Annotated in this window: 17 protein-coding genes; 13 read left to right on the forward strand and 4 right to left on the reverse strand. The window is 73.2% G+C overall.

Annotated features, from left to right (window positions below; translation table 11 throughout):
• Positions 1-42: 42 nt before the first annotated feature.
• From AB0K00_RS06240 to AB0K00_RS06265, 6 genes are all read left to right on the forward strand, one after another.
• Positions 43-2,586, forward strand: coding sequence for an AAA family ATPase (locus AB0K00_RS06240; RefSeq protein WP_363516167.1), 2,544 nt, complete (start codon positions 43-45; stop codon positions 2,584-2,586).
• Positions 2,587-2,640: 54 nt separating this feature from the next.
• Entirely contained in the window at positions 2,641-3,891 is a 1,251-nt protein-coding gene (locus AB0K00_RS06245; RefSeq protein WP_363516170.1) for an MFS transporter, read from the forward strand.
• Between the two features lie 89 nt (positions 3,892-3,980).
• Positions 3,981-4,298: a hypothetical protein gene (locus AB0K00_RS06250; protein ID WP_363516173.1), complete on the forward strand. Its 318-nt coding sequence runs from the start codon at positions 3,981-3,983 to the stop codon at positions 4,296-4,298.
• Entirely contained in the window at positions 4,298-5,224 is a 927-nt protein-coding gene (locus AB0K00_RS06255; protein WP_363516176.1) for a WXG100 family type VII secretion target, read from the forward strand. Before AB0K00_RS06250 ends, AB0K00_RS06255 begins: the two co-directional genes overlap by 1 nt.
• Positions 5,221-5,601, forward strand: a complete 381-nt coding sequence (locus AB0K00_RS06260; RefSeq protein ID WP_363516179.1) for a YbaB/EbfC family nucleoid-associated protein — start codon at positions 5,221-5,223, stop codon at positions 5,599-5,601. The genes AB0K00_RS06255 and AB0K00_RS06260 overlap by 4 nt, the downstream gene beginning before the upstream one ends.
• Positions 5,591-6,181 carry a hypothetical protein gene (locus AB0K00_RS06265; protein ID WP_363516182.1) on the forward strand — a complete coding sequence of 197 codons (591 nt, stop codon included), beginning with the start codon at positions 5,591-5,593 and terminating at the stop codon, positions 6,179-6,181. The genes AB0K00_RS06260 and AB0K00_RS06265 overlap by 11 nt, the downstream gene beginning before the upstream one ends.
• A gap of 34 nt (positions 6,182-6,215) precedes the next feature.
• Here the strand turns inward: AB0K00_RS06265 and AB0K00_RS06270 are convergent, their stop codons facing one another.
• Entirely contained in the window at positions 6,216-7,397 is a 1,182-nt protein-coding gene (locus tag AB0K00_RS06270; protein WP_363516185.1) for a glycosyltransferase, read from the reverse strand.
• Between the two features lie 170 nt (positions 7,398-7,567).
• On the opposite strand from AB0K00_RS06270, the gene AB0K00_RS06275 reads away from it, so the two are divergent.
• The 4 genes from AB0K00_RS06275 (at position 7,568) to AB0K00_RS06290 (ending at position 11,859) form a co-directional block, all read left to right on the forward strand.
• A complete protein-coding gene (locus tag AB0K00_RS06275) occupies positions 7,568-8,347 on the forward strand; it encodes a class I SAM-dependent methyltransferase (RefSeq protein WP_363516188.1) in 780 nt (259 codons plus the stop codon).
• 69 nt (positions 8,348-8,416) lie between these two features.
• Positions 8,417-9,427 (forward strand): AI-2E family transporter, encoded by a 1,011-nt coding sequence (locus AB0K00_RS06280; RefSeq protein ID WP_363516191.1) that lies wholly within the window; start codon positions 8,417-8,419, stop codon positions 9,425-9,427.
• A gap of 154 nt (positions 9,428-9,581) precedes the next feature.
• Positions 9,582-10,445, forward strand: coding sequence for a helix-turn-helix transcriptional regulator (locus AB0K00_RS06285; protein WP_363516194.1), 864 nt, complete (start codon positions 9,582-9,584; stop codon positions 10,443-10,445).
• A 55-nt stretch (positions 10,446-10,500) separates the two neighbouring features.
• Positions 10,501-11,859 carry an MFS transporter gene (locus tag AB0K00_RS06290; RefSeq protein ID WP_363516197.1) on the forward strand — a complete coding sequence of 453 codons (1,359 nt, stop codon included), beginning with the start codon at positions 10,501-10,503 and terminating at the stop codon, positions 11,857-11,859.
• Between the two features lie 18 nt (positions 11,860-11,877).
• Here AB0K00_RS06290 and AB0K00_RS06295 read toward each other — a convergent pair whose 3' ends face one another.
• Together AB0K00_RS06295 and AB0K00_RS06300 are read right to left on the reverse strand one after the other, a co-directional pair.
• Positions 11,878-16,386: a trypsin-like peptidase domain-containing protein gene (locus AB0K00_RS06295; RefSeq protein WP_363516200.1), complete on the reverse strand. Its 4,509-nt coding sequence runs from the start codon at positions 16,384-16,386 to the stop codon at positions 11,878-11,880.
• A complete protein-coding gene (locus AB0K00_RS06300; protein ID WP_363516203.1) occupies positions 16,344-16,667 on the reverse strand; it encodes a CU044_2847 family protein in 324 nt (107 codons plus the stop codon). Before AB0K00_RS06300 ends, AB0K00_RS06295 begins: the two co-directional genes overlap by 43 nt.
• Before the next feature lie 235 nt (positions 16,668-16,902).
• On the opposite strand from AB0K00_RS06300, the gene AB0K00_RS06305 reads away from it, so the two are divergent.
• Positions 16,903-18,048, forward strand: a complete 1,146-nt coding sequence (locus tag AB0K00_RS06305) for a hypothetical protein (protein WP_363516206.1) — start codon at positions 16,903-16,905, stop codon at positions 18,046-18,048.
• 127 nt (positions 18,049-18,175) lie between these two features.
• On the opposite strand, the gene AB0K00_RS06310 is transcribed toward AB0K00_RS06305, so the two are convergent.
• A complete protein-coding gene (locus tag AB0K00_RS06310; RefSeq protein WP_363516209.1) occupies positions 18,176-18,673 on the reverse strand; it encodes a helix-turn-helix domain-containing protein in 498 nt (165 codons plus the stop codon).
• 74 nt (positions 18,674-18,747) lie between these two features.
• Between AB0K00_RS06310 and AB0K00_RS06315 the strand changes: the two genes are divergently transcribed.
• Complete coding sequence (locus tag AB0K00_RS06315) at positions 18,748-19,344, forward strand: dihydrofolate reductase family protein (protein WP_363516212.1); 597 nt, start codon at positions 18,748-18,750, stop codon at positions 19,342-19,344.
• Complete coding sequence (locus AB0K00_RS06320; RefSeq protein ID WP_363516214.1) at positions 19,338-20,150, forward strand: MBL fold metallo-hydrolase; 813 nt, start codon at positions 19,338-19,340, stop codon at positions 20,148-20,150. The genes AB0K00_RS06315 and AB0K00_RS06320 overlap by 7 nt, the downstream gene beginning before the upstream one ends.
• Positions 20,151-20,238 lie beyond the last annotated feature (88 nt).

The following is a 20,238-nucleotide window of genomic DNA, read 5'->3' on the forward strand; positions in this document are numbered from 1 at the left end:
GGGTCTTCCGGGCCCGGCGGCGCCGCTCCTACAGTCACCCTCATGGACCTGTACGAACGCGACGGCGAGCTCGCCGCGCTGTCGCGCGCGGTGGCCGCGGCCGTCGGTGGCAGCGGCGCCGGGGTCGCGGTCGTCGGCGAGGCCGGGGCCGGCAAGTCGGCGCTGGTCGAGGTCGCCTGCGCGGCGGCGACCGGCCTGCGCGTGCTGCGCGGCGGCTGTGACCCGCTCGTCGCGCCGCGGCCGCTCGGACCGTTCCGGGACGTGATCCCCGGGCTGCGCCCGGCCGACCTGCAGGACGCGGCGGCGGCGTGCGAGGCCGCCTACGAGGCCCTGCGCGCCGAGCCGGCGGTGCTGGTCGTCGAGGACGCGCACTGGATCGACGGCGCGTCGGTCGAGGTGCTGCGCTTCCTGGTGCGCCGGCTCGAGGTCCTGCCGTGCGCGCTCATCGTCACGTACCGCGACGACGAGATCGGCGCCCAGCACCAGCTGCGGCCACTGCTGGGCGACTTCGCCAAGCTCGACGGCCTCACCACGCTGCGGCTGAACCCGCTCACCGTCGACGGCGTGGCGATGCTGCTGCGGGGCAGCGCGCTGGACGCCGCGCAGGTGCACCCGCTGACCGGCGGCAACCCGTTCTTCGTCGCGGAGGTCGCGAAGGAGCCCGGGCGGCCGCTGCCCGCCACGGTCCGCGACGCCGTGCTGGCCCGCACCGCCGGGATCGCACCCGGAGACCTCGAGGTCCTGCAGCTCGCGGCCACCGCCCCGGACCGGCTCGCCGACCGGGTGCTGCCCACGCTCGGCGTGGACCTGCCGACGCTGCGCCGGCTGCACGACACCGGGCTGCTGCTGCGCGACCGGCAGGGCCTGGTGTTCCGCCACGAGCTGGCCCGGCTCGCGCTGGAGAGCACCGTCCCGGCCGGCGGCGCGGCGCGCCTGCACGCGCGGCTGCTGGAGGCCCTCGAACGCCTCGAACCGCGGGACCCGGCGGTGCTCACCCACCACGCGGTCGCCGCCGCCGACGCGCCCCGCGCGGCCCGCTACGCGCAGGACGCGGCCCTCGAGGCGGCCCGCGCCGGCGACCACACCGACGCGGCGGCGTTCCTGGAGATCGCGGCGGCCAGCCTGCACGGCGCCCCGCCCGGCGAGCGCGCCCGGGTGCTGACCCGGCTCGCGTACGAGCAGTACATGACGAGCCGCCTCGACCAGGCGATCGGCAGTGTCAGCGCGACCTTCCCGCTCTGGCACGCGGCCGGGGACCGCGCGGGGCTCGCCGCGGCGCACGAGTCGTGCGCCCTGTTCGAGTACTACAGCGGCCGCCGCCGGCAGGCCGAGCAGCACGCGGACCGGGCCACGGCCGCCCTGCCGGAGCGGACCGGCCCGCAGTACGGCGGCGCGCTCGTCACGAAGGGCTACCTGGCGTACCACAAGAGCGAACAGGACGTCGCGGGGCGGCTGTGCGCCGACGCCACCCGCATTGCCGAGGCCACCGGTGACACGGCCCTGGCGCTGCGCAGCGCCGTCGTGCGGACGGAGATCGGCCTCGGGCTCGGCGTGCCCGGCGCCCGCGCGCAGCTGCTCACCCTGATCGAGGACGCCAAGGCCCACGGCCTCGACGAGGTCGCCTCGAGCGGCTACTCGAACCTCAGCTACCTCGACGTCGAGCAGCGCCGCCTGCGCGACGCCGAACACGTCCTGGAACAGTCCCTCGCGTTCACCGTCGCCCGCGACATCCCGATCTGCAACCACTGGCAGACCGCCGTCCGGGCCCGCCTGCGGTTCCTCGACGGGCGGTGGGGCGCCGCCGCCGAGGACGCCACCGACGTGCTGGGCCGGGCCGGCATGCCCCTGGCCACGCTGTGGCCGCACCTGATCAGCGGGCTGCTGCCGCTGCGCCGCGACGGCGCCGCGAACGAGCACCTCGAGGCCGCCTGGGCCGTCGCCGAACGCCTCGACGAGCCGCTGCGCCGGCTGCCGGTGCTCGCCGCGCTCGCCGAACGCGTGTGGCTGACCGGCGAACCCGACCCGCGGGTGACCGCGGACACCGTCGCGGGGGCGGCCGAGTCCCCGGCGCTGGCCTGGGCGGCCGGGGACCTCGCCGTGTGGCTGCGCCGGCTCGGCGTCGACGTCGACCCGGGTCCCGTCGCCGAGCCGCACCGGCTCACGCTGACCGGCCGGCACCACGAGGCGGCCGCCTGGTGGCGCCGCGCGGGCGCGCCGTTCGACGAGGCCCTCGCCCTCGCCGACGCCCCCGACGTCGACGACCAGGTGGGGGCGATCGAACGCCTCGACCTGCTCGGTGCCACCGCCGTGTCCGACCGGCTCCGGCGGGAGCTGCGCCGCCGCGGCGTCGCCCAGCTGCCGCAGCGGCCCAGGGCCGTCACCCGCGCCAACCCCGCCGGGCTCACCAACCGGCAACTGGACGTGGCCAAGCTCGTCGCCCGCGGGCTCACCAACGCCGAGATCGCCGGCAAGCTGTTCATCTCCGTCAAGACCGCGGATCACCATGTCTCGGCGGTACTGACGAAGCTCGGCCTCGCCAACCGTCGGGCCGTCGTCGTCCAGGCCGAGGAGCTCAAACTCTCCTGATGGGGCGGTAACGGGCGTGCGGGGTGGCGCCGGCCGCCGTAAGGTCCTCACCTCATGGGCAACATCGTCGAAGGTCTCGTACCGGCACGGCTGGGCACCGGGTTCCGGTGGCTGCTGGCGTCGTCGTGGACGAGCAACCTCGGCGACGGCATCGCGGTCGCCGCCGGGCCGCTGCTCGTGGCGTCGCTCACCGGCAACGCGTTCCTGGTGTCCCTCGCCGCGCTGCTGCGGTGGGCGCCGCCACTGGTGTTCGGCCTATATGCGGGGGTGCTGTCCGACCGGCTCGACCGGCGGCGGATCGTCATGGCGGCCGACGGGTTCCGCGCCGTCGTACTCGTCGCGCTGGTCGCCCTGATGGTCACCGACCGGCTGACGGTGGCCCTCGCCCTCGCCGCGCTGGGGCTGCTGACGACGGCGGAGGTGTTCGCCGACAACGCCGCCGCGACCCTCACGCCGATGCTGGTGCACCGCGACGACCTGGCGATCGCCAACGCCCGCATCACCGCCGGGTTCCTCACCGTCAACCAGCTCGTCGGTCCCCCGATCGGCGCGGCGCTGTTCGCGGCCGGGCTGGCGTGGCCGTTCGTCGCCGAGGCGGTCCTGGTCGGCGCCGGGGTGCTGCTGGTGACCCGGCTCGTCCTGCCGAAACAGGAGACGCCGGCGGCGCAGACGCGCACTGGGGCGTGGCACGCGGTCCTCGAGGGGCTGCGCTGGACGGTGCGGCACCCCGCCGTGCGGACCCTGTCGCTGACGATCCTCATCTTCAACGTCACGTTCGGCGCCGCCTGGTCGGTCCTGGTGCTGTACGCGTCGCAGCGCCTCGGCCTGGGCGCCGTGGGGTTCGGCCTGCTCAGCACCGTGTCCGCCGTCGGCGGCCTGCTCGGCACCGGCATGTACGGCTGGCTGACCTGCAGGGTGAGCCTCGGCAACGTGATGCGGGCCGGTCTGATCATCGAGACCCTCACGCACCTCGCGCTCGCCGTCACCACGTCGGCGTGGGTCGCCTCGGCCATCTTCTTCGTCTTCGGCGCGCACGCGTTCATCTGGGGCACCACGTCGATCACCGTGCGGCAACGGGCGGTGCCGACCCATCTGCAGGGCCGCGTCGGCAGCGTCAACACGATCAGCGTCTTCGGTGGCCTGGTCGTGGGGTCGGTGATCGGCGGTGTCCTGGCGACCCGGGTCGGCGTGACGGCACCGTTCTGGTTCGCCTTCGCCGGCTCCGCCGTCTTCGTGGCGCTGCTGTGGCGGGAGCTGACCCGCATCGCCCACGCCGACGAGCAGCACGACCCGGCCACGGCCTGACGTCACGCGGATACCGGTGCGGCGCCGCCCCCACGGCCGCGCGGCGGATTGATAACCTCGAACGCATTCGAGCAGGACGGGGGGCACGGATGCCCACAGACGAGAGCTACGTCGACCCGGCGGAGATGACGGCGTTCGTGAACAGGACCCACGCTGTCGCGGACCGGTTCGAGCACCTGCAGGGCAGCGGCGCCGGCACCGAGGTGGGCCGGATGGCGTTCGGGCTGCTGCCGGCCTCGTTCCAGTTGTGGGACGTCTACCAGCAGGTGGCCGAGGCGTGCCGGACCGGGCTGTCGGACGGGTTCGCCGCGTTCGAGGACGTCGCCGCCGGCGTCGCGGACGAGCGCGACGCGTATGAGGCGAACGAGCTGGCCAACCTGGATCTCTTCAAGCCGCGGGAGGTGTGATGAGCGCCGTCGCGCTGGAGCGCAACAAGACCTACTTCGAGCAGCTGGTCGCGTGGTGCCCGGAGCCGTTCAAGGGGCTGACCCAGGCGGTGCTGTGGCCGTTCGAGCAGCTGCTGGAGCTGGTCGCCGGCGAGCCCGACGACCTGATCGAAGCGGCCCGCCAGGCGGCCATGACCGGCGACCGGGTGCGCGAGGCGGCCGGGCAGCACCGCCAGAACGTGGCGCTGCTGACCCCGCACTGGCGCGGACCCGCGTGCGACGCGTTCAAGGGTCCGATGGAGGAGTTCGCGTGCGCCGTCGAGGACCTCGCCGACGGCTTCAAGCAGCTGGCGGAGATCCTCGTCGAGGCGGCGAACGCGTCCGTCGAGGCGTTCAACCTGCTCTGCGAGATCATCTTCGAGTTCATCCTGTGGTATGTCGCCGAGCTGATCATCGCCGCCGTCGCGGCCGCCGTGTCGTTCGGCGCCAGCGCGGTCGCGTTCGCGGTGCGGGCGGTGGCCCGGCTAGCCGCCACGCTCGGGCGCATGTGGCGGGTGATCGGCCGGTTCGCCACCGTCCTCGGCCGGCTCGCCACCCGCATCGGCAAGGTGGCCGAGCTGCTGATGAAGTACGCGTCGAAGATGAAGCAGCTCTTCGCCATGAAGCGGCAGTTCTCCCCGTTCAAGAAGGCGATGTATTCCAGAGCCGGGCTCAACTTCCAGATGGAGAAGTTCCTCTGGTCGCTGCCGGGGAAGCTGGCCATCAACGTCGCCTCGCCGATCAACATCCCCGGCCTGGGCGGCGCCTCGCTCGACGCCGTCGTGGGGTACAACGACCTCAAGGACGGCCACAAGGACCGCAACTACGTCCACGACGGCACCTACAAGGACGTCACCGGCAAGTACTTCAGACCGATTCAGGACCTGATCGACCTGGTGGGGATATGAGCAGCAGGGAGTATCCGTCGCTGGACCGGCTGGAGGCGCTGGTCCAGGGCCTCGACGCGATGGGCCGCGACCTCGGCGACCGCCTCGGCGCGCTCGCCGGGCAGAGCGCCGAGGGCGTCAGCGACTCCGGGCTGGTCCTCGTCCGGGCGTCCGCCGACGGCGCGATCACCGACGTGCGCATCGACCCGCGCGCCATGCGGGCCGGGTCGCAGGACCTGGCCGAGGAGTTCCTGCAGGCCGCCACCCGGGCCCAGGAGCAGGCCGCGGAGCTGTCCAAGGAGGCGGTGCGGGCGCTGCTCGACCCGATCCCCGGCGCCGCCGACCGGCGCGACCCGGCCGACCGGCGCGACGCGGGGTGGTATCCGGATGAACCTTGACCCTGACGTCCTCCAGGTCTACGCGGCGCCGTTGGCTGAGCTCGCGCCGGGGGAGCGGGTCCTCGCCGCCGTCGTGACCAACGCGCCGATGGGCCTCGACCCGCCGTTGCCGCCCGACGGCGGGGACCACCCGGCGACCGCCGGGTCCGCCGCCGGGTCCGTCGCCGCGACGATCCTGTCCCCGCCGAAGCCCGGTCAGGGGTTCTTCTGGTGGCTGCTGTTCGGCCGCTCGGCCGCCGGCGCGCCCACCTCCACGGCCGCCGCGTCCCGCCGCGCCTGCCTCGGGCACCACCCGCTGATGCTGGTCGTCACCGACACACGGCTGCGCCTGTACGAGCCGCGCGACGGCGCGTACTTCGTCGACGACGCGGGCAACGCCGCCAAGCCCGCGACCGAACGCCTGCTGCCGCTGTGGGACACGCCGCGCTCCGCCGTCCGCTCCGCCCGGGTCGGCTGGCACCGCCTGCACCGCAACCGGCTGACGATCGAGTTCACCGACGGGTCGTGGGCGTCGTTCGCCAGCCTGTTCCAGATGGGACGCCGCAAGGCCAGCACGATCGTGGCCGCCCTCAACGGTTGAGGCGGCGGCCCGACCCGGTGCGCGCCCGGCGCCGTCAGCCGGCGGCCGCCACGAGCAGGCGGGCCGCGACGGCGGCGCCATCCGTGCTGACCTCCCACGCCGTCGCGCCGGCCCGCTCCTCGACGGCCGGGAGCAGGGCCTCGTGCAGGGCCGCGGCCAGGGTGCCGGTGCTCAGCACGCCGGGCGGCACCGACGTACCGATGCCGAGCGTCGCGACCCGAGCGGCCCAATAGAACTGGTCGCTGAAGATGGGGACCACCACCTGCGGCACCCCGGCGCGAGCGGCGGCCACGGTCGTGCCCGCGCCGCCGTGGTGCACGGCGACCGCGACCCTCGGGAACAGCGCCTGCTGGTTGACGTCACCGACCGCGATGCAGTCGGCGCCGTCGTCGACCGGGCCGAGCTCGGCCCAGCCCTGGGACAGCACGACCCGCCGGCCCGCGGCCCGCGCCGCGTCGATGAGGATGCGGCCGGTGTCCGGGGGCATCGGCATGCTGCCGAAGCCGACGTACACGGGCGGGTCACCGCCGTCGAGGAACGCCTGCAGTGGTGGCGGCAACGGATCCGGGTCCGGCAGGAGCCACGCGCCGGTCTGCGTGACGTCCATGCCCGGGGTGGCCGGCGCCGGCCCGAGCGTGGCGTCGGCGGCGAGCCAGGGACGGTCGGTCAGGTTGTGCCGCAGCACGTCGTCGATCCCGGCCAGGCCCAGCCGCGCCCGGTTGTGGTTGACCCGTTCCAGCGCCCTGGCGTTCCAGGCGGCACGGGTGTCGCTCCACCGCCGCTCGTTGCCGGCGCGGCTGCCCGGCTCCCACGCCTGACCGGGCGCGGGCGGCGGCGCGTGCTCCGGCGACGGCAGCGCCACCGGCGCGTAGAGGGCATTGACGTACGGCACGCCCTCCCGCTCCGCGATCGACCGGGCCGCGTACTGGTGGGCGTTCGCACCGAGGACGACGTCGCACCCCTTGACGGCCGTGTCGAGCGTGTCGAACTGGTCCGTGATGAGATCGGGCACCGGCACGGGCGCGGCGCCGGGCCGGGGTGCGCGCATCGGCACGCCCATCGGCACCGCGTCGAACCCGTGGCCGCCGACCCAGTCCAGGAAGTTCGGCGGCACGCACAACCGGACCTCGTGCCCCAGCCCGCGGACCTGCACGGCGAGGGCCAGCACCGGTTGGACGTCGCCGCGCGTCCCTGCGGACGACACCAGCACACGCATGCTCTTCTCCTTCGTCGACCGCGAGCCGGGCCGGCTCGCGGTCACGAATTCTGGCCGAGGACCCGGGTCTTGCCGCAAGACCCCCACCGTGCTATACGTTCCAATGGGGGGAATTCGCGCTGCGTGGAACGGGTCTGTGGCGAGGTGACCCCCTGGGACACAATGCCCGGATGACGACGCACAAGCCCGCCGCGGCGGCGATGCCCGGGGCCGACTACTTCGACCAGTGGTATGCCGACATGGCCGACTCGACGAGCCGTGACGCCATCGTCGCCCGCATGCTCGGGCTGCCGGCACACCTGCGGTCCACGAGCCTGCTCACCTGGCAGGGCATCGCCGAGCTGACGGACCGGCTCCAGGTCCCCCGCGACGGGCTGCTGCTCGACATCGCCTGCGGCCGCGGCGGCTACGGCATCGAGATCGCCCACCGCACCGGCGCGCGGCTGATCGGCGTCGACTTCTCCGCGACCGCCCTGCGGCAGGCGGAGTCCGCCGCGGCGGAGCGGCTGCCGGCCGGGCAGGCCGAGTTCCGGGTCGGGACACTGCTGGAGACCGGGCTGCCCGGCGGCGCCGCGGACGCGCTGATGTGCGTGGACGCGGTGCAGTTCGCCGAGCCGCCCCTCGCGGCGCTGCACGAATTCCGGCGGCTGCTGAAGCCGGGTGGCCGGCTCGCGCTGACCTGCTGGGAGGCCGTCGACCCGGACGACCCGCTGGTGCCGCCCCGGATCCGCGCCGTGGACCTGCTGCGGGACCTGACCGCGGCGGGCTTCGCCGACGTGGAGGTCCGGGACCGGCCCGACTGGCGGCAGGCGGAGCGGACGCTGTGGGAGACGGTGGCGGCGCAGCCCGAACCCGACGCGGCGATGCGGTCGCTGCAGGAGGAGGGCAGCCGCGCCCTGGAGACGTTCGGTTCGCTGCGCCGGATGTCCGCCACCGCCACCGCGCCCTGACCGTCACCCCGCGACGGGTGCCCTGCGTGGACGTGGGTTAACGGCGCCGTCTGCGGGCAGTGCCGCGGCATGCGTCCCACGGACCCGCCGGCCTGGCTGTCCCGGCTGGGCCGGTCGGGCTGGCTGGTCACCGGCGTCCTCGTGGGCGCGGCCGCCCTGGTCGTCGGGCTGAGCCTGGTGCTGGCCATCCTGGCGCCGGTGCTCATCGTCCTGGTCGTCGCCGCGGCGCTGCAACCGCTCGTCGGCGGACTGCGCCGGCGCGGGGTCCCGCCGACCCTCGCCGCGCTCGCCGGCGCGCTGCTGGTGCCGGCCCTCCTGATCCTGATCGCCGTGCTCGTGGTGCACACCGTGTCGACCGCGGGCGCGACCTGGACCGGCGTCACCGCCGACGCGGGCCGGCAGCTGCATTCGGTGCTGGGCGCCGACCCCCTCGACACGCTGCTGGGCTCGCAGGAGTGGCGGAGCGCCCTGCTCGGCGTCGGCTCGGCCGTGCTGAGCAGCGCCGCACTGGCCGCGCAGGCCGCGATCGGCGTGCTGCTCGGCGCGTTCGTGCTGTACTACCTGTTCAAGGACGGCCCCGCAGGCGTCGCACACCTCGACCGGCGGCTGCCGCTGCGCCCCGGGCTGGCCCGGGAGATGCTGGACAGTGCCGCGCTCCGATTGCGCCGGTACGTCCTGGGCACGACCGTCGTCGCGGCCATGGACACCCTCGTCATCACGGTCGGCGCGGTGGCATTGGGGCTGCCGTTGATCGGCATGATCGCGCTGATCACGTTCGTCGCCGCCTACGTGCCGTACGTCGGCGCGTGGGTGTCGGCCATTTTCGCGGTGGTCGTCGCCCTGGGTGCCGGCGGTGTGACGGCCGCCGTCTGGATGCTGGTGATCGTGCTGGTGACGCAGAACGTCCTGGAGGGTGTGCTGCGCCCGTACGTGTTCGGCAAGGCCTTGGATCTGCACCCGGTCGCAATCCTTGCGGTGACGATTGCCGGGGGTGCGCTCGCGGGGCTGGTCGGGGTGCTGCTCGCCCCGCCCCTCGCCGCCATCGCGGTCTCGTGGCGGGCGATGCTCCGCGACGGGTGACCCTGCCGCCTCGCCGCCTCGCCGCCTCGGCGTCTCCGGGGCTCCGTCTCCGGGCTCCGGTTTTCGGCTCCGGCTACGATCGGCGCCGGAGCGGGAGGCGGTCGGCGCGGGTGCGTGCCGCGACTCGCGCCGGGACGCACATGGGGAGCGGCGTGTGGCGAGAGGTGACCGGGAGCAGGGGCAGGCGGCCCGCCGGGACGAGCTCGCGGCCTTCCTCCGGGCGCGGCGGGCCCAGCTGCGCCCCGCCGACGTCGGTCTGACCCCGCACGGCGAGCCCGCCCTGCGCCGCACCCCTGGCCTGCGGCGGGAGGAGGTCGCCGAGCTCGCCAAGGTCAGCGTCACCTGGTACACGTGGCTGGAGCAGGGCCGCACGGTCTCGGCCTCGGAACAGGTCATCGATGCCCTTGCCCGCGCGCTGCGCCTGGACTCCGACCACCACCGGCACCTGCGCGGCCTGGCGGGGCTGACCGCGCCGGTGCCGCTGACCGCCGTGGACGGCGCCGTCCCGCGGCTGCAGCGGCTGGTCGACGTCGCCCTGCCGTGGGCCGCCTCCGTCTACGACCTGCACTTCGACTACGTGGTGTGGAACGCGTGCTACACGCGGCTGCGGCACGACCCCGCGGCGATGCCCGCCGACCGGCGCAACCTGCTGTGGTACCTGTTCGGCGACCCGTCGTGCCGGACCACGATGGGCGGCTGGGAGTCCGCCGCGCGGGCGGTGCTGAGCCAGTTCCGGTCCGCGGTCGGCCAGCGCCCCGACGACCACCGGTTCCCGGCGATGGTGGCGCGGCTGCGTGACGCGAGCCCGGAGTTTCGCGACTGGTGGGACGAGCACCCGATCCGCTACTTCCGCCCGGCGACGATCACGATCGCGCACCCCGGGATCGGCGCCGTTGAGCTGGAGATGTTCCAGGTCCGTCCGGTCGAGCACGCCGACCTGCTGATGGTGGTGCAGGTGCCGGTCGTCGAGGCCGACCGCGCGAAGGTCCGCTCACTGACCGAGCCGGCCGGCACGTGAGCGGCCGGCTGTGCGGTCCGCATAGTCCGCCGGCCGGTGGGTATCACCGGCGCCGATGATGAGGGGTCGGGCGCTCGCGATCGCGCTGGTCGCGTCGTTCATGACGCTGCTCGACGTCAGCATCGTCAACGTCGCCATCCCGTCCATGCAGGCCGACCTGCACATGGGCGCCAGCGGGCTGCAATGGGTACTGTCCGGCTATGCGCTGACGTTCGGGCTGCTGCTGGTGCCCGCCGGCCGGTTCGGCGACGCCCGCGGCATCGGGCCGGTGTTCGTGGTGGGGCTGCTGGGGTTCACCGCGGCCAGCGCCGCCGCCGGCGCGGCGCAGAGCGAGGCGTGGCTGGTCACCGCCCGCCTCGTGCAGGGCGCGTTCGCGGGCGTGGTGAACCCGCAGGTGACCGGCCTCATCCAGCGGCTGTACCCGCCGCCGGAACGAGGCCGGCCATTCGGGCTGCTCGGTGCCACGATCGGCATCGCCACCGCCACCGGACCGCTGCTCGGCGGGGTCATCATCCAGTTCGGCGGCGCGACCGACGGCTGGCGCTGGGTGTTCTACATCAACGTGCCGGTCGGGCTCGTCACCGCCGTGCTCGGGTGGCGGCTGCTGCCGCAGCGGGCCGCGCCCCGGGGCCGGCGGGAGAGCCTCGACCCGGTCGGCGTGCTGCTGCTGGGCCTCGCCGTGATGCAGATCCTGCTGCCCCTGATCGAACAGCGCCATTGGTACCTCGTGGGCACCGGCATCGTGACGCTCGGCGGCTTCGTCTGGTGGGAGCTGCGCTACCCCGGGGTGCCCCTCGCGGACCTGCAACTGTTCCGCCGGCGGTCCTACGCGCTCGGCACGATCGTCGTGCTGCTGTACTTCGCCGGCTTCACCGCGAACTTCTTCATCCTCACCCTGTACCTGCAGCGCGGGCAGCACTTCACGGCGTTGCAGGCGGGCCTGGCGGTCACCCCGTTCGCGCTCGGCTCGGGGCTGGCCGCGTTCGCCGGCGGCCGGGTCGTCAACCGGTTCGGCCGCCCCCTCGTCGTGGTCGGGCTGCTCACCGTCATCACCGGCCTGGCCGGGACGATCGCGGTGCTGTACACCGTGGACACACCGTGGGCCCTGGCGGCGCCGCTGCTGGTCGCCGGCGTCGGCAGCGGCCTCGTCATCACCCCCAACCAGACGCTCACCCTCGCCGACGTGCCGGTCGACCGGGCCGGCAGCGCCGCCGGCGTGGTGCAGACCGCACAACGCGTCGGCGCGGCCTTCGGCATCGCGGCGATCGGCGCGGTGTTCTTCGCCCGGCTCGCCGCGGCGTCCGGCAACTGGACGGCCGCGTTCGAGACGGCACTGATGGTCGCGATCGGTTCCCTGGTGCTCGCCCTCGCCGCCGCTGTGACCGACGTGACCATCGCCCGCCGGTCCCGTTGAGCCCGCCCGCCGCCGACCTCACCCTGGCCCGCCGGGGTCGCTGAAGAGCCGGCGAACTACCCGAACGGCCGCGCGGAGGTGGTCCCGCCCGTCGGGCCGGATCTGTACCGCGACGAGACCGGCTGATAGTCCGGCGAACAGCGTGTTGTCCTCAACGGCGCCGGCGGTCACGGGATAATGCGTGTCGACCAGGCAGACCCGTTGGCGGGTGCCGACGTCGTGGACCTGGACCGTCTGGTCGCTGCCTCCCGACGCGAGGTACTCCCTGCCGTCGACAACCACCGTGCACAGCATGCTCACGGCCCTGGAGTGGCCGGTGATGATCCCGGCCGCGCGACCGGTGTCCAGGTCCCAGATCCGGATCGTCCTGTCCTCTCCCGCTGAGGCGAGCAACCGTCGTCCGTCGGGGAGCGTCACCTCACACAGTGTGCTGACGGCGTCGGTGTGCCCGATGAGGACATGGATCGCGCGACCGTCGTGCGGATCCCAGATCCGCACCGTCCGGTCGTCGCTGGCCGATGCCAGCAACTGCTGCCCGGCGGCGTCGGTCACCACGCACAGCGTGAGCACCAAGCCGGTGTGACCGGTCAGGATGTGCATCGCTGTGCCGGTGAGCGGATCCCAGATCCGCACGGTCTTGTCATCGCTGGCCGAGGCGATCAGCTGACGTCCGCCGGCGTCGGTGAGCACGCACAGCGCGACGACCCAGTCGGTGTGCCCGACCAGCTCCCGGCCGGGTAGTTGCAGGCCCGTGAACGGATCCCAGATCCGCACCGTCCGATCGCTGCTGGCCGAGGCGAGCACCTGGCGGCCGTCGGGGTCGGTCAGCAGGCACAGCGCGTACACCATGCCGACATGGCCGAGCAGGGTGCGCAGTTCGGCACCGGTGAGCGGATCCCAGATCCGCACGGTCCTGTCCTCACCGGCGGAGATCAGCAGCCGGCAGCCGTCGGGGTCCGTGACCACGCACAGCGCGTAGACCAGGCCGGTGTGACCGGTCAGCGTGTGCAGGACCTGGCCGGTCGCCGTGTCCCACACGCGAACCTTCCGATCGTCGGTGGCGGACGCCAGCCAACCCTCGACCAAGGTTGGCGCGGTGCGAATCGCCCGGACCCTGGTCTGCAGGGCACCATGGGCGACGTCCGCGTGGCCGGCGGCGACCCGCCAGAGGCGGATCGTCCGGTCGGCGCCGGCCGTCGCGAGCAACCCGCGGCCACCCGCCCCGGACACCGCGCAGAGGATGCTGGTGGCGTCGGCGCGCTTCGTCACTGTGTACACCTCGCTGCCGGTGACCGGATTCCAGACGCGGACCGACCGGTCGTGACTGGTCGAGACGAGGAGTTGCCCGTCCTCGCCCGGGACGACAGATAGGCCGACGATCCAGGCGGTATGGCCGGTCAGCGTCTGTATCTCCAGGCCGGTCGACGGATCCCAGATCCGGACCACCACGTCACTGCTGGCGGAGGCGAGGAGCTGCCGGCCGGTCGAGTCGGTGACGACGCACAGCGAGTAGACCGGTCCGGTGTGGCCGGCCAGTGTGTGTGCGACCCGGCCGGTGAGCGGGTCCCAGAGGTGGACCTTGCCGCTGACGTTGGCCGAGGCGAGCAGTGGCCGGCCAGCGAGGTCGCGCACCGCGCACAGCGCGTCGACCGGCCCGGTGTGGCCGGTGAGCGTGTGGATCGCCTGCCCGGAGATCGGATCCCAGACGCGCACCGTCGCGTCGAGGCTGGCGGAGGCGAGCAGCGGCCGGTCGACGGGGTCGGGCACCGCGCACAGGGCACGGACCGGTCCGGTGTGGCCGGTGAGCGTGTGGATTGCCTGCCCGGTGAGGGGATCCCAGATGCGCACCGTCGCGTCGTCGGCGGCGGAGGCGAGCAGGTGACGACCGGCGGGGTCAGCGGCCACGCACACGGCTCGGACCGGCCCGGTGTGCCCGGTCAGGGCACGGACGGCCTGACCGCTGGCCGGATCCCAGATCCGCACGGTGCCGTCGTCGGCGCCGGAAGCGAGCAGCGGCTTGGTCGCGGTGACCGCGCACAGGGCGTTTATCGGCCCGGTGTGGCCGGTGAGCGTGTGGATCGCCTGGCCGCTGACCGGATCCCAGACGCGGATCATCGTGGAGCTGCCGGCGGCGAGCAGCTGCCGCCCGTCGAGGACGTCGACCGTGCACAGCGTCGTGACGTTCACGCTGTGCCCACCGAGGACGTTGCGTTCGGTGCGTGGTGACGCGGCCGCCCAGCGGGTGCGGTAGGGCGACGACGGCAGGCTGGTGAACCGGGGCTGGAGCTGCTCGACGATGGTGGTGAGCTCGAACATCGCGGCCCGGACGGCCGGCGCCGCGTCGGTCGCCTGCGGCGTGAGATACAGCATGCGGGCGCGGTCCTGGCCGTTGAGCGTGACGGCCTGCTCGGCGACCGGCAGCAGCCGGGTCAGGTCGGCGTGGCAGAGGTAGGCGCTGTCCAGCAGCAGGCTGTCGATGAGACCGGCCTGCTCGGCATGGCCGGGCAGGCTGCGCAACAGGTATGCCGGCACCGACGCCCAGCCCGACTTCAGGCCGATCGCCTGCCATTCCCGGGTGAGGGCGGCTTCATCCGTCGTCCGGCGCCGGGTGCTGCCGCGGGCGGCCAGCAGCGCGTCGTCGAGTGCCTGATGGAACAGCCGGTAGCAGACGGTGGAGGCGTCCGCCGGTCCCTGCGTGTCCGACGTCTCGATCAGGAAGTTCGCCGCCGCCGATTGCGCGAACCGCTGCAGGTCCCGATCGGTCAGGATTGTGCCGTCCAGCGCGTGGACGCCGGCCCGCCACAGCCCCACGGTCAGGCCGGGCGCCTCGGCGAAGGCGAGCACCGTCAGCACCTCGGTCGCCGGAACGGTGCCGACGGGCGGCAGGTCGTCCAGGTACATCCGCAGCGCGGCACCGACCGAGGGCGCGAACACGACCTGTTCGGGGGCGACCGGCACGGTGTCGAACAGCCCGTGCCGGCGGGCGACCAGACCGGCGATGAGGAAGTTGCCTTCGGCGAGGTCGGCGATGCGCCGGGCGACCGGCTCGCCGTGGCGGACGTTCAGGTAGGGGTTGCCGGGCCGCTCGTCGCCGGTCAGCTGCAGGGTCGCGAGCGCATAGGCGACCAGGTCGTCCTGGGTGAAGTACGCGTCGTGGTCGAGGTCGACCACCTCGGCGGCGGGACCGAAGGCGCCGAGCAGATCACCGGCGTCGTCGCGGCGGCGGGTGCCGACGAGCACCTGAACACCAGCCCCGCTGCAGGTCTCGACCAGGGGCAGCACGATGTCGGTCACGATGGACCTCGCCTGTGCCGGCCCGGATGCCTCGTCCAGCGCGTCGATCACCAGGTTGAACCGGTGGGCCGGCTGTTCCTCGAGACTGGCCAGGAGCGTGGGAGCCAGCTCGTCCAGCCGGGTCGGCAGCGGGATCGACGCGGCCCGGGCGATCTCGACGGCGACCTCGAGCGCGGTCTTGCCCTTGGCGTGCACAGCGCAGGCAATCGAGCCCAACGGCGCCTTGGGGCCTGTGTCGTCGTCGGGGAGGGCGGACCGGATCACCGGGTCCGCGGTGGTGACGATCCGGCCGAGGACGGCCGACTTGCCGACGCCCGGTGACCCGGTGAGGACCAGCGGCCGCAGGTCCGGCGCCGACCGGACCAACCAGTCGATCAGCACCGTGAGCGCCGCCGTGCGCCCCCGGAACCTGAACCCGGCCTCGCTGTCGCTGCTCACCCCGCGGGCCCGCGGGCGCCAGTGCCGACCTGCTTCCGGGTCGTCGGCCAGCCGCCAACCCCAGGCGGCGAGCGCCGCCTCGCCGGAGGCCTCGACCGACCAGCGCGTCAACGCGACGACGTCCAGGCCGGGCAGCCAGGCGGCGATCTGCCGCAGCGTCAGCGCCCGCCCGTCGCCTTGGTGATCGCCGGCCGCCTGGGCCTGGCCCACGAGGCCGACGATCGCGCCGTACGCGTCGGACCACAGCCCGGCGCCGCTGAAACCCTGCTCGACCTTGTAGCCCGACACCGTGCGCAGGCGGGCCCACCCGTACCCGAGCGCCGCGTCGACGTAGCCGAACGCCACGCTGCCCCAGGCATCGCCCTGCGGGAACCCGAACGCCCACCATTCCCCGCCGACCAGGCCCGCCGCCGCGGGGTCGCGCAGGGGCGCGGGCGCCGCCTCCGGTGGGGCCGGATCCTGCAGGACCAGCGCGACCACATCGGCGAGCGACGGCGGCACGCCGACCGGGTTGATGACCGAGGCCACCCGGCGGCGTTCCAGCACCCCGTCGACTTTGGGGAACGCCACCCACAGCTCCGCCGTCGGACCGATCGACGCGATGACGTGTGCGCAGGTCAGCACGTGACTGCGGTCCACCAGCACTCCGGCGCCGCGCGGCTGCCAGTCGTCGGCTGCAGCGTGGATCGCCACCGTCCACGGGTCCGCCGCGGGACCGGTCACCTGCTCGCCCGGCCTGCCAGTGCCGGCGGTCACGCCGATGGCGCCGATCCGGCCGGCGGCTCGGGTTCCCACGCCAGCGTGACCTCGAAGTTGCCTTCCGACGCAGCCTTGGCCACCAGCCAGTTCATCGTGCCGGTGACCTTGACGCCGAACTTGACCTCGACCCGGTCCGGCGCCACCTTGCGCACCTGCTCCAGCACCTCACGGGCGGCACCGACCGCGGGCTCCAGAGCCTCCCGGACCCGGCCGATGAGATCGCCCGGCGCGGCCGCCGGGACGAACCCGGCAACCGGCTCGATCTCGAACGAAACCGCCACGCCGTTCGCGCTGTATGTCACTACCTGCGATCCCATGACCACCCATCCGTCAACGGTTGCCGACAGCGTATCGACATACCTGATGGGTCGTACCACCCGAACGGACCATCCCGAATCGCGCTGGTCTACCCGGGGTAGGCGGTGGGGGACATGCCCGGCACCGCCGGCGTCCTCATCGACGTCGATGGCCGCATGGTCGGCGCCTGCTCACCCTTGCCCCCTGGCAGAACGCCAGGTGTGCTAGAAACTCCTCCGTACGGGGGAGGTACACATGCGCCGTCTTGGTGCGGTTTTCGGGGTGCTCATCGTCGGGTTGGCCGGCTGCGGGTCGGCCACGGACGCGAAGGCAACGGCGGGATCGTCCGGGTCGGCGCCGGTGTCCAAGCCACCGCCGCCGAAGGTCCCGGGCAAGCTGCTGGTCATGGCGGGCAACCGGCTGAAGCTGCTGACCCAGGAGGCGGACGGGCACCTGTCCAACGCGCCCCTGGACGTGCCGCAGTTCGAGGAGTACGAGGTCATGGCCGACCACAAGACCCTCGTCTACCGCACGGGTGCGGTGGTGACCGCCCGCAACCTCGCCGACGGCAGCGAGAAGAAGCTCGCGAGCGACGCGAAGAGCAACAAGCTGTGCCTGCGGACCTCGCCGGACAGCAAGCGGGTCTCGTTCCGCCGCGCCGACGACCTCGTCGTCGCCGACCTCGCCGGCAAGGTGACCGTGCTGGACAAGGTGAAGCGGGACAAGTACGGCACCGGCACGATCACCGCCACCACCGCGCTGGGCTGCGGCGAGTGGCTGGACAACACGCACGTCACGTTCGACCGGCGCAAGTCGCTGCCGGAGACCATCAACGTCAAAGCCCTCGAAACCGACGTCGTCGTCGAGGCAGACACCACGACCGTCGCGGTGCTCGGCGGCAAGAACCCGAAGCTGCTCGACTCGCCGAGCATGTGGCACCCCACCGCCATCTGCGGCAACTGGGTCGTGGCCAACAACGGCACCAACAAGGACGTGCTGCACCTGCGGCAACGCACCGGCGACGGCGACGTGACCAAGGCCGGTGCGTTCACCGGCGCGGAACTGGCCATCACGGGCACCGCCGGCAGCACCCATGGCGTGCTCTTCGTGCCCGGCAGTTGCCGCCCGCTGCTGTTCTCCGTCGACAAGCGGACCTTCCAGACCGTCGACCCGGCCACTCGCGCGGTCGGCGCCACCCCGGTCGCCACCCTGCCCGGCGGCGGCATCGAGGTCCACCTGTTCGACGAGCCCGCGAACTGGCAGCCGGCGCAGGGCGCCGAGGTGCTCGCCGCAGTGGTCGACAAGCAGGTCGTCATCGTCGACATGCACGCCGGCACGGCCGTCCCCGTCCCTGCCGACGGCCTCGACGCGGCCTCCCGCGTGATCGCCTGGCTGCCATGATGCGTGAGCGGCGCCGCGCCCGTCACCGGTAACGGGTCGCGATCGCGGCCGCCCTCCGCCGGCGTGACCCCTCTGCACCGATGCGCTGGTCGGCCCGCAACCCATCGCGCGGCCGGGGGCCGTCCCGTCACTGCTCTTCGACGTGTTCCCGCCCGGCGGCCGCGGCGGCGTCGAGGCGCTCGAACGGGCCCGGGCCGTCGTGCGGCTTCGGCGGGGCGCCGAGGTGGCGGGCGCGAAGCTCGTCCATGAGCTCCTCGATGAACGCCGGACCCTCGTCGCGCATGAGCTGCTGCCGGCTCCGCAGCTCGGCGCTGCCCGAGCGCCAGTCGAGGCCCCAGTTGCCGAGGGCGTAGATGATCGGCAGCGTCTGGATGCCGGCCTCGGTGAGGCTGTAGCGGGCGCGCTGCCCCCGCGCCGCCGTGCCGCGGGTGAGGATGCCTGCCTCGACGAGCCGTACGAGCCGGTCGGCGAGGATGTTCGAGGCGATGCCCTCGATCGACCCGGTGAGCAGCGCCCGGAAGTAGCGGCGGTCGGCGAAGATGACGTCGCGAAGCACGAGCAACGACCAGCGGTCGCCGAGCACCTCGACGGCGGCGTTGACCGGACACCCGGACCGTGATTCCACGATTCCTCCTTGACAGGTATTTCGCCCTCAATATAGTAGTTGCAGAACGCAATCACTAAGGGGGTGGGAAGAGGATGGGTCGCTTCGTCTATTCGATGAACGTGTCCCTCGACCTGCGGATCGAGCAAGTTCCCGGGGACAACGGCGCGGGCGAGTGGCTGCGCATCCACGAGGAAATGCACCGCGCGGCCAACGCGCTGACGCGTGAGCTCGCGCTCATCGTCCATGGCCGGGTCATCTACGAGACGATGGAGGAATACTGGCCGCGGGCGCGCGAGGACGCGTCGCTGCCGGACTACATGCGTGAATACGGCGAGATCTGGACGGCCAAGCTTAAGGTGCTCGTCACCCGCACCCGCCACACCGCCGATCACAACACCCGGATCATCGGCGGTGACGACGCCATCGAGCAACTCGCCGCCCTGCGGGCCGGGACCGACGGCATCATCAGCGTCGGCGGCGCGACGCTCGCGACGCAGCTGCTCCGGGCGGGCCTGCTCGACGAGCTGATGCTCTGGACCCACCCGACGATCCTCGGCTTCGGCCGGCCATTGTTCGACGACTACGACCTGCCGATCGACCTCGACCTGATCGAGTGGCATTCGTTCAAGCAGGGCGTCACGATGCATCACTACGCCATCGGCGGCATGAAGGAGGCCGGCTCGTGCTGAAGCAGGTCGCAGAAGGTGTACTGGTCCACGAGAGCGAGTTCTGCCAGAGCAACGCCGTTGTCGTGCAGGGCGGCGGTGGCGTGCTGCTCATCGACGCCGGGGTGCACGGCGACGAGCTGACCTGCCTCGCCAACGACCTGTCCGATTCGGGGCAGGCCGTCGTGGTGGGCTTCTCGACCCATCCACACTGGGATCACCTGCTGTGGCACCCCGCGCTCGGCGAGGCGCCCCGCTACGGCACGGCCCGCTGCGCGGACACGGTCAAGGCGCGGCTGTCGAACGGGATCGACACACGCCGGTTCGGCATCCCCGACGACGTGCCGCTGGACCTGCTCGGCCGCATCACCGGCCTGCCCTCGGACGCCGCGCGGATTCCGTGGGACGGCCCCGAGGTCCGGGTCATCGAGCATCAGGCACACGCCCAGGGCCATGCGGCGCTGCTGATCGCGGAGCGCGGCATCCTTGTCGCCGGCGACATGCTGTCCGACGTCCTGATCCCGATGCTCGACCTGCATGGGGGCGAGGACCCGATCGAGGGCTACCTCGCGGCGCTGCGGCTGCTCGACGGCGTGGCGGCCGACGTCGACGTCATCGTCCCCGGCCACGGCTCCGTCGGCGGAGCCGATCAGGTCCGGACGCGGATCGATCTGGACCGGGCGTACGTGCACGCCCTGCGCGACGGCGACGACCCCGGCGACCCGCGGGTCGGCTCGTCCGCCAAGCCCGGCTGGGAGTGGGTGGCCGGCGTGCACGAACGGCAGGTCCAGCAGCTCGCCCAACGCGGCGGGCCTGACGGGACGCCCTGACCGGCGAGCAACGCGTCCACCCGCTGAAGGCCGGCGGGGGACAGGAGTGCCACGGTGTACGGGCCGGAGAACTTGCCGTGACAGGTGC

The sequence above is a fragment of the Dactylosporangium sp. NPDC049525 genome, assembly GCF_040676755.1.
Lineage (GTDB): Bacteria > Actinomycetota > Actinomycetes > Mycobacteriales > Micromonosporaceae > Dactylosporangium.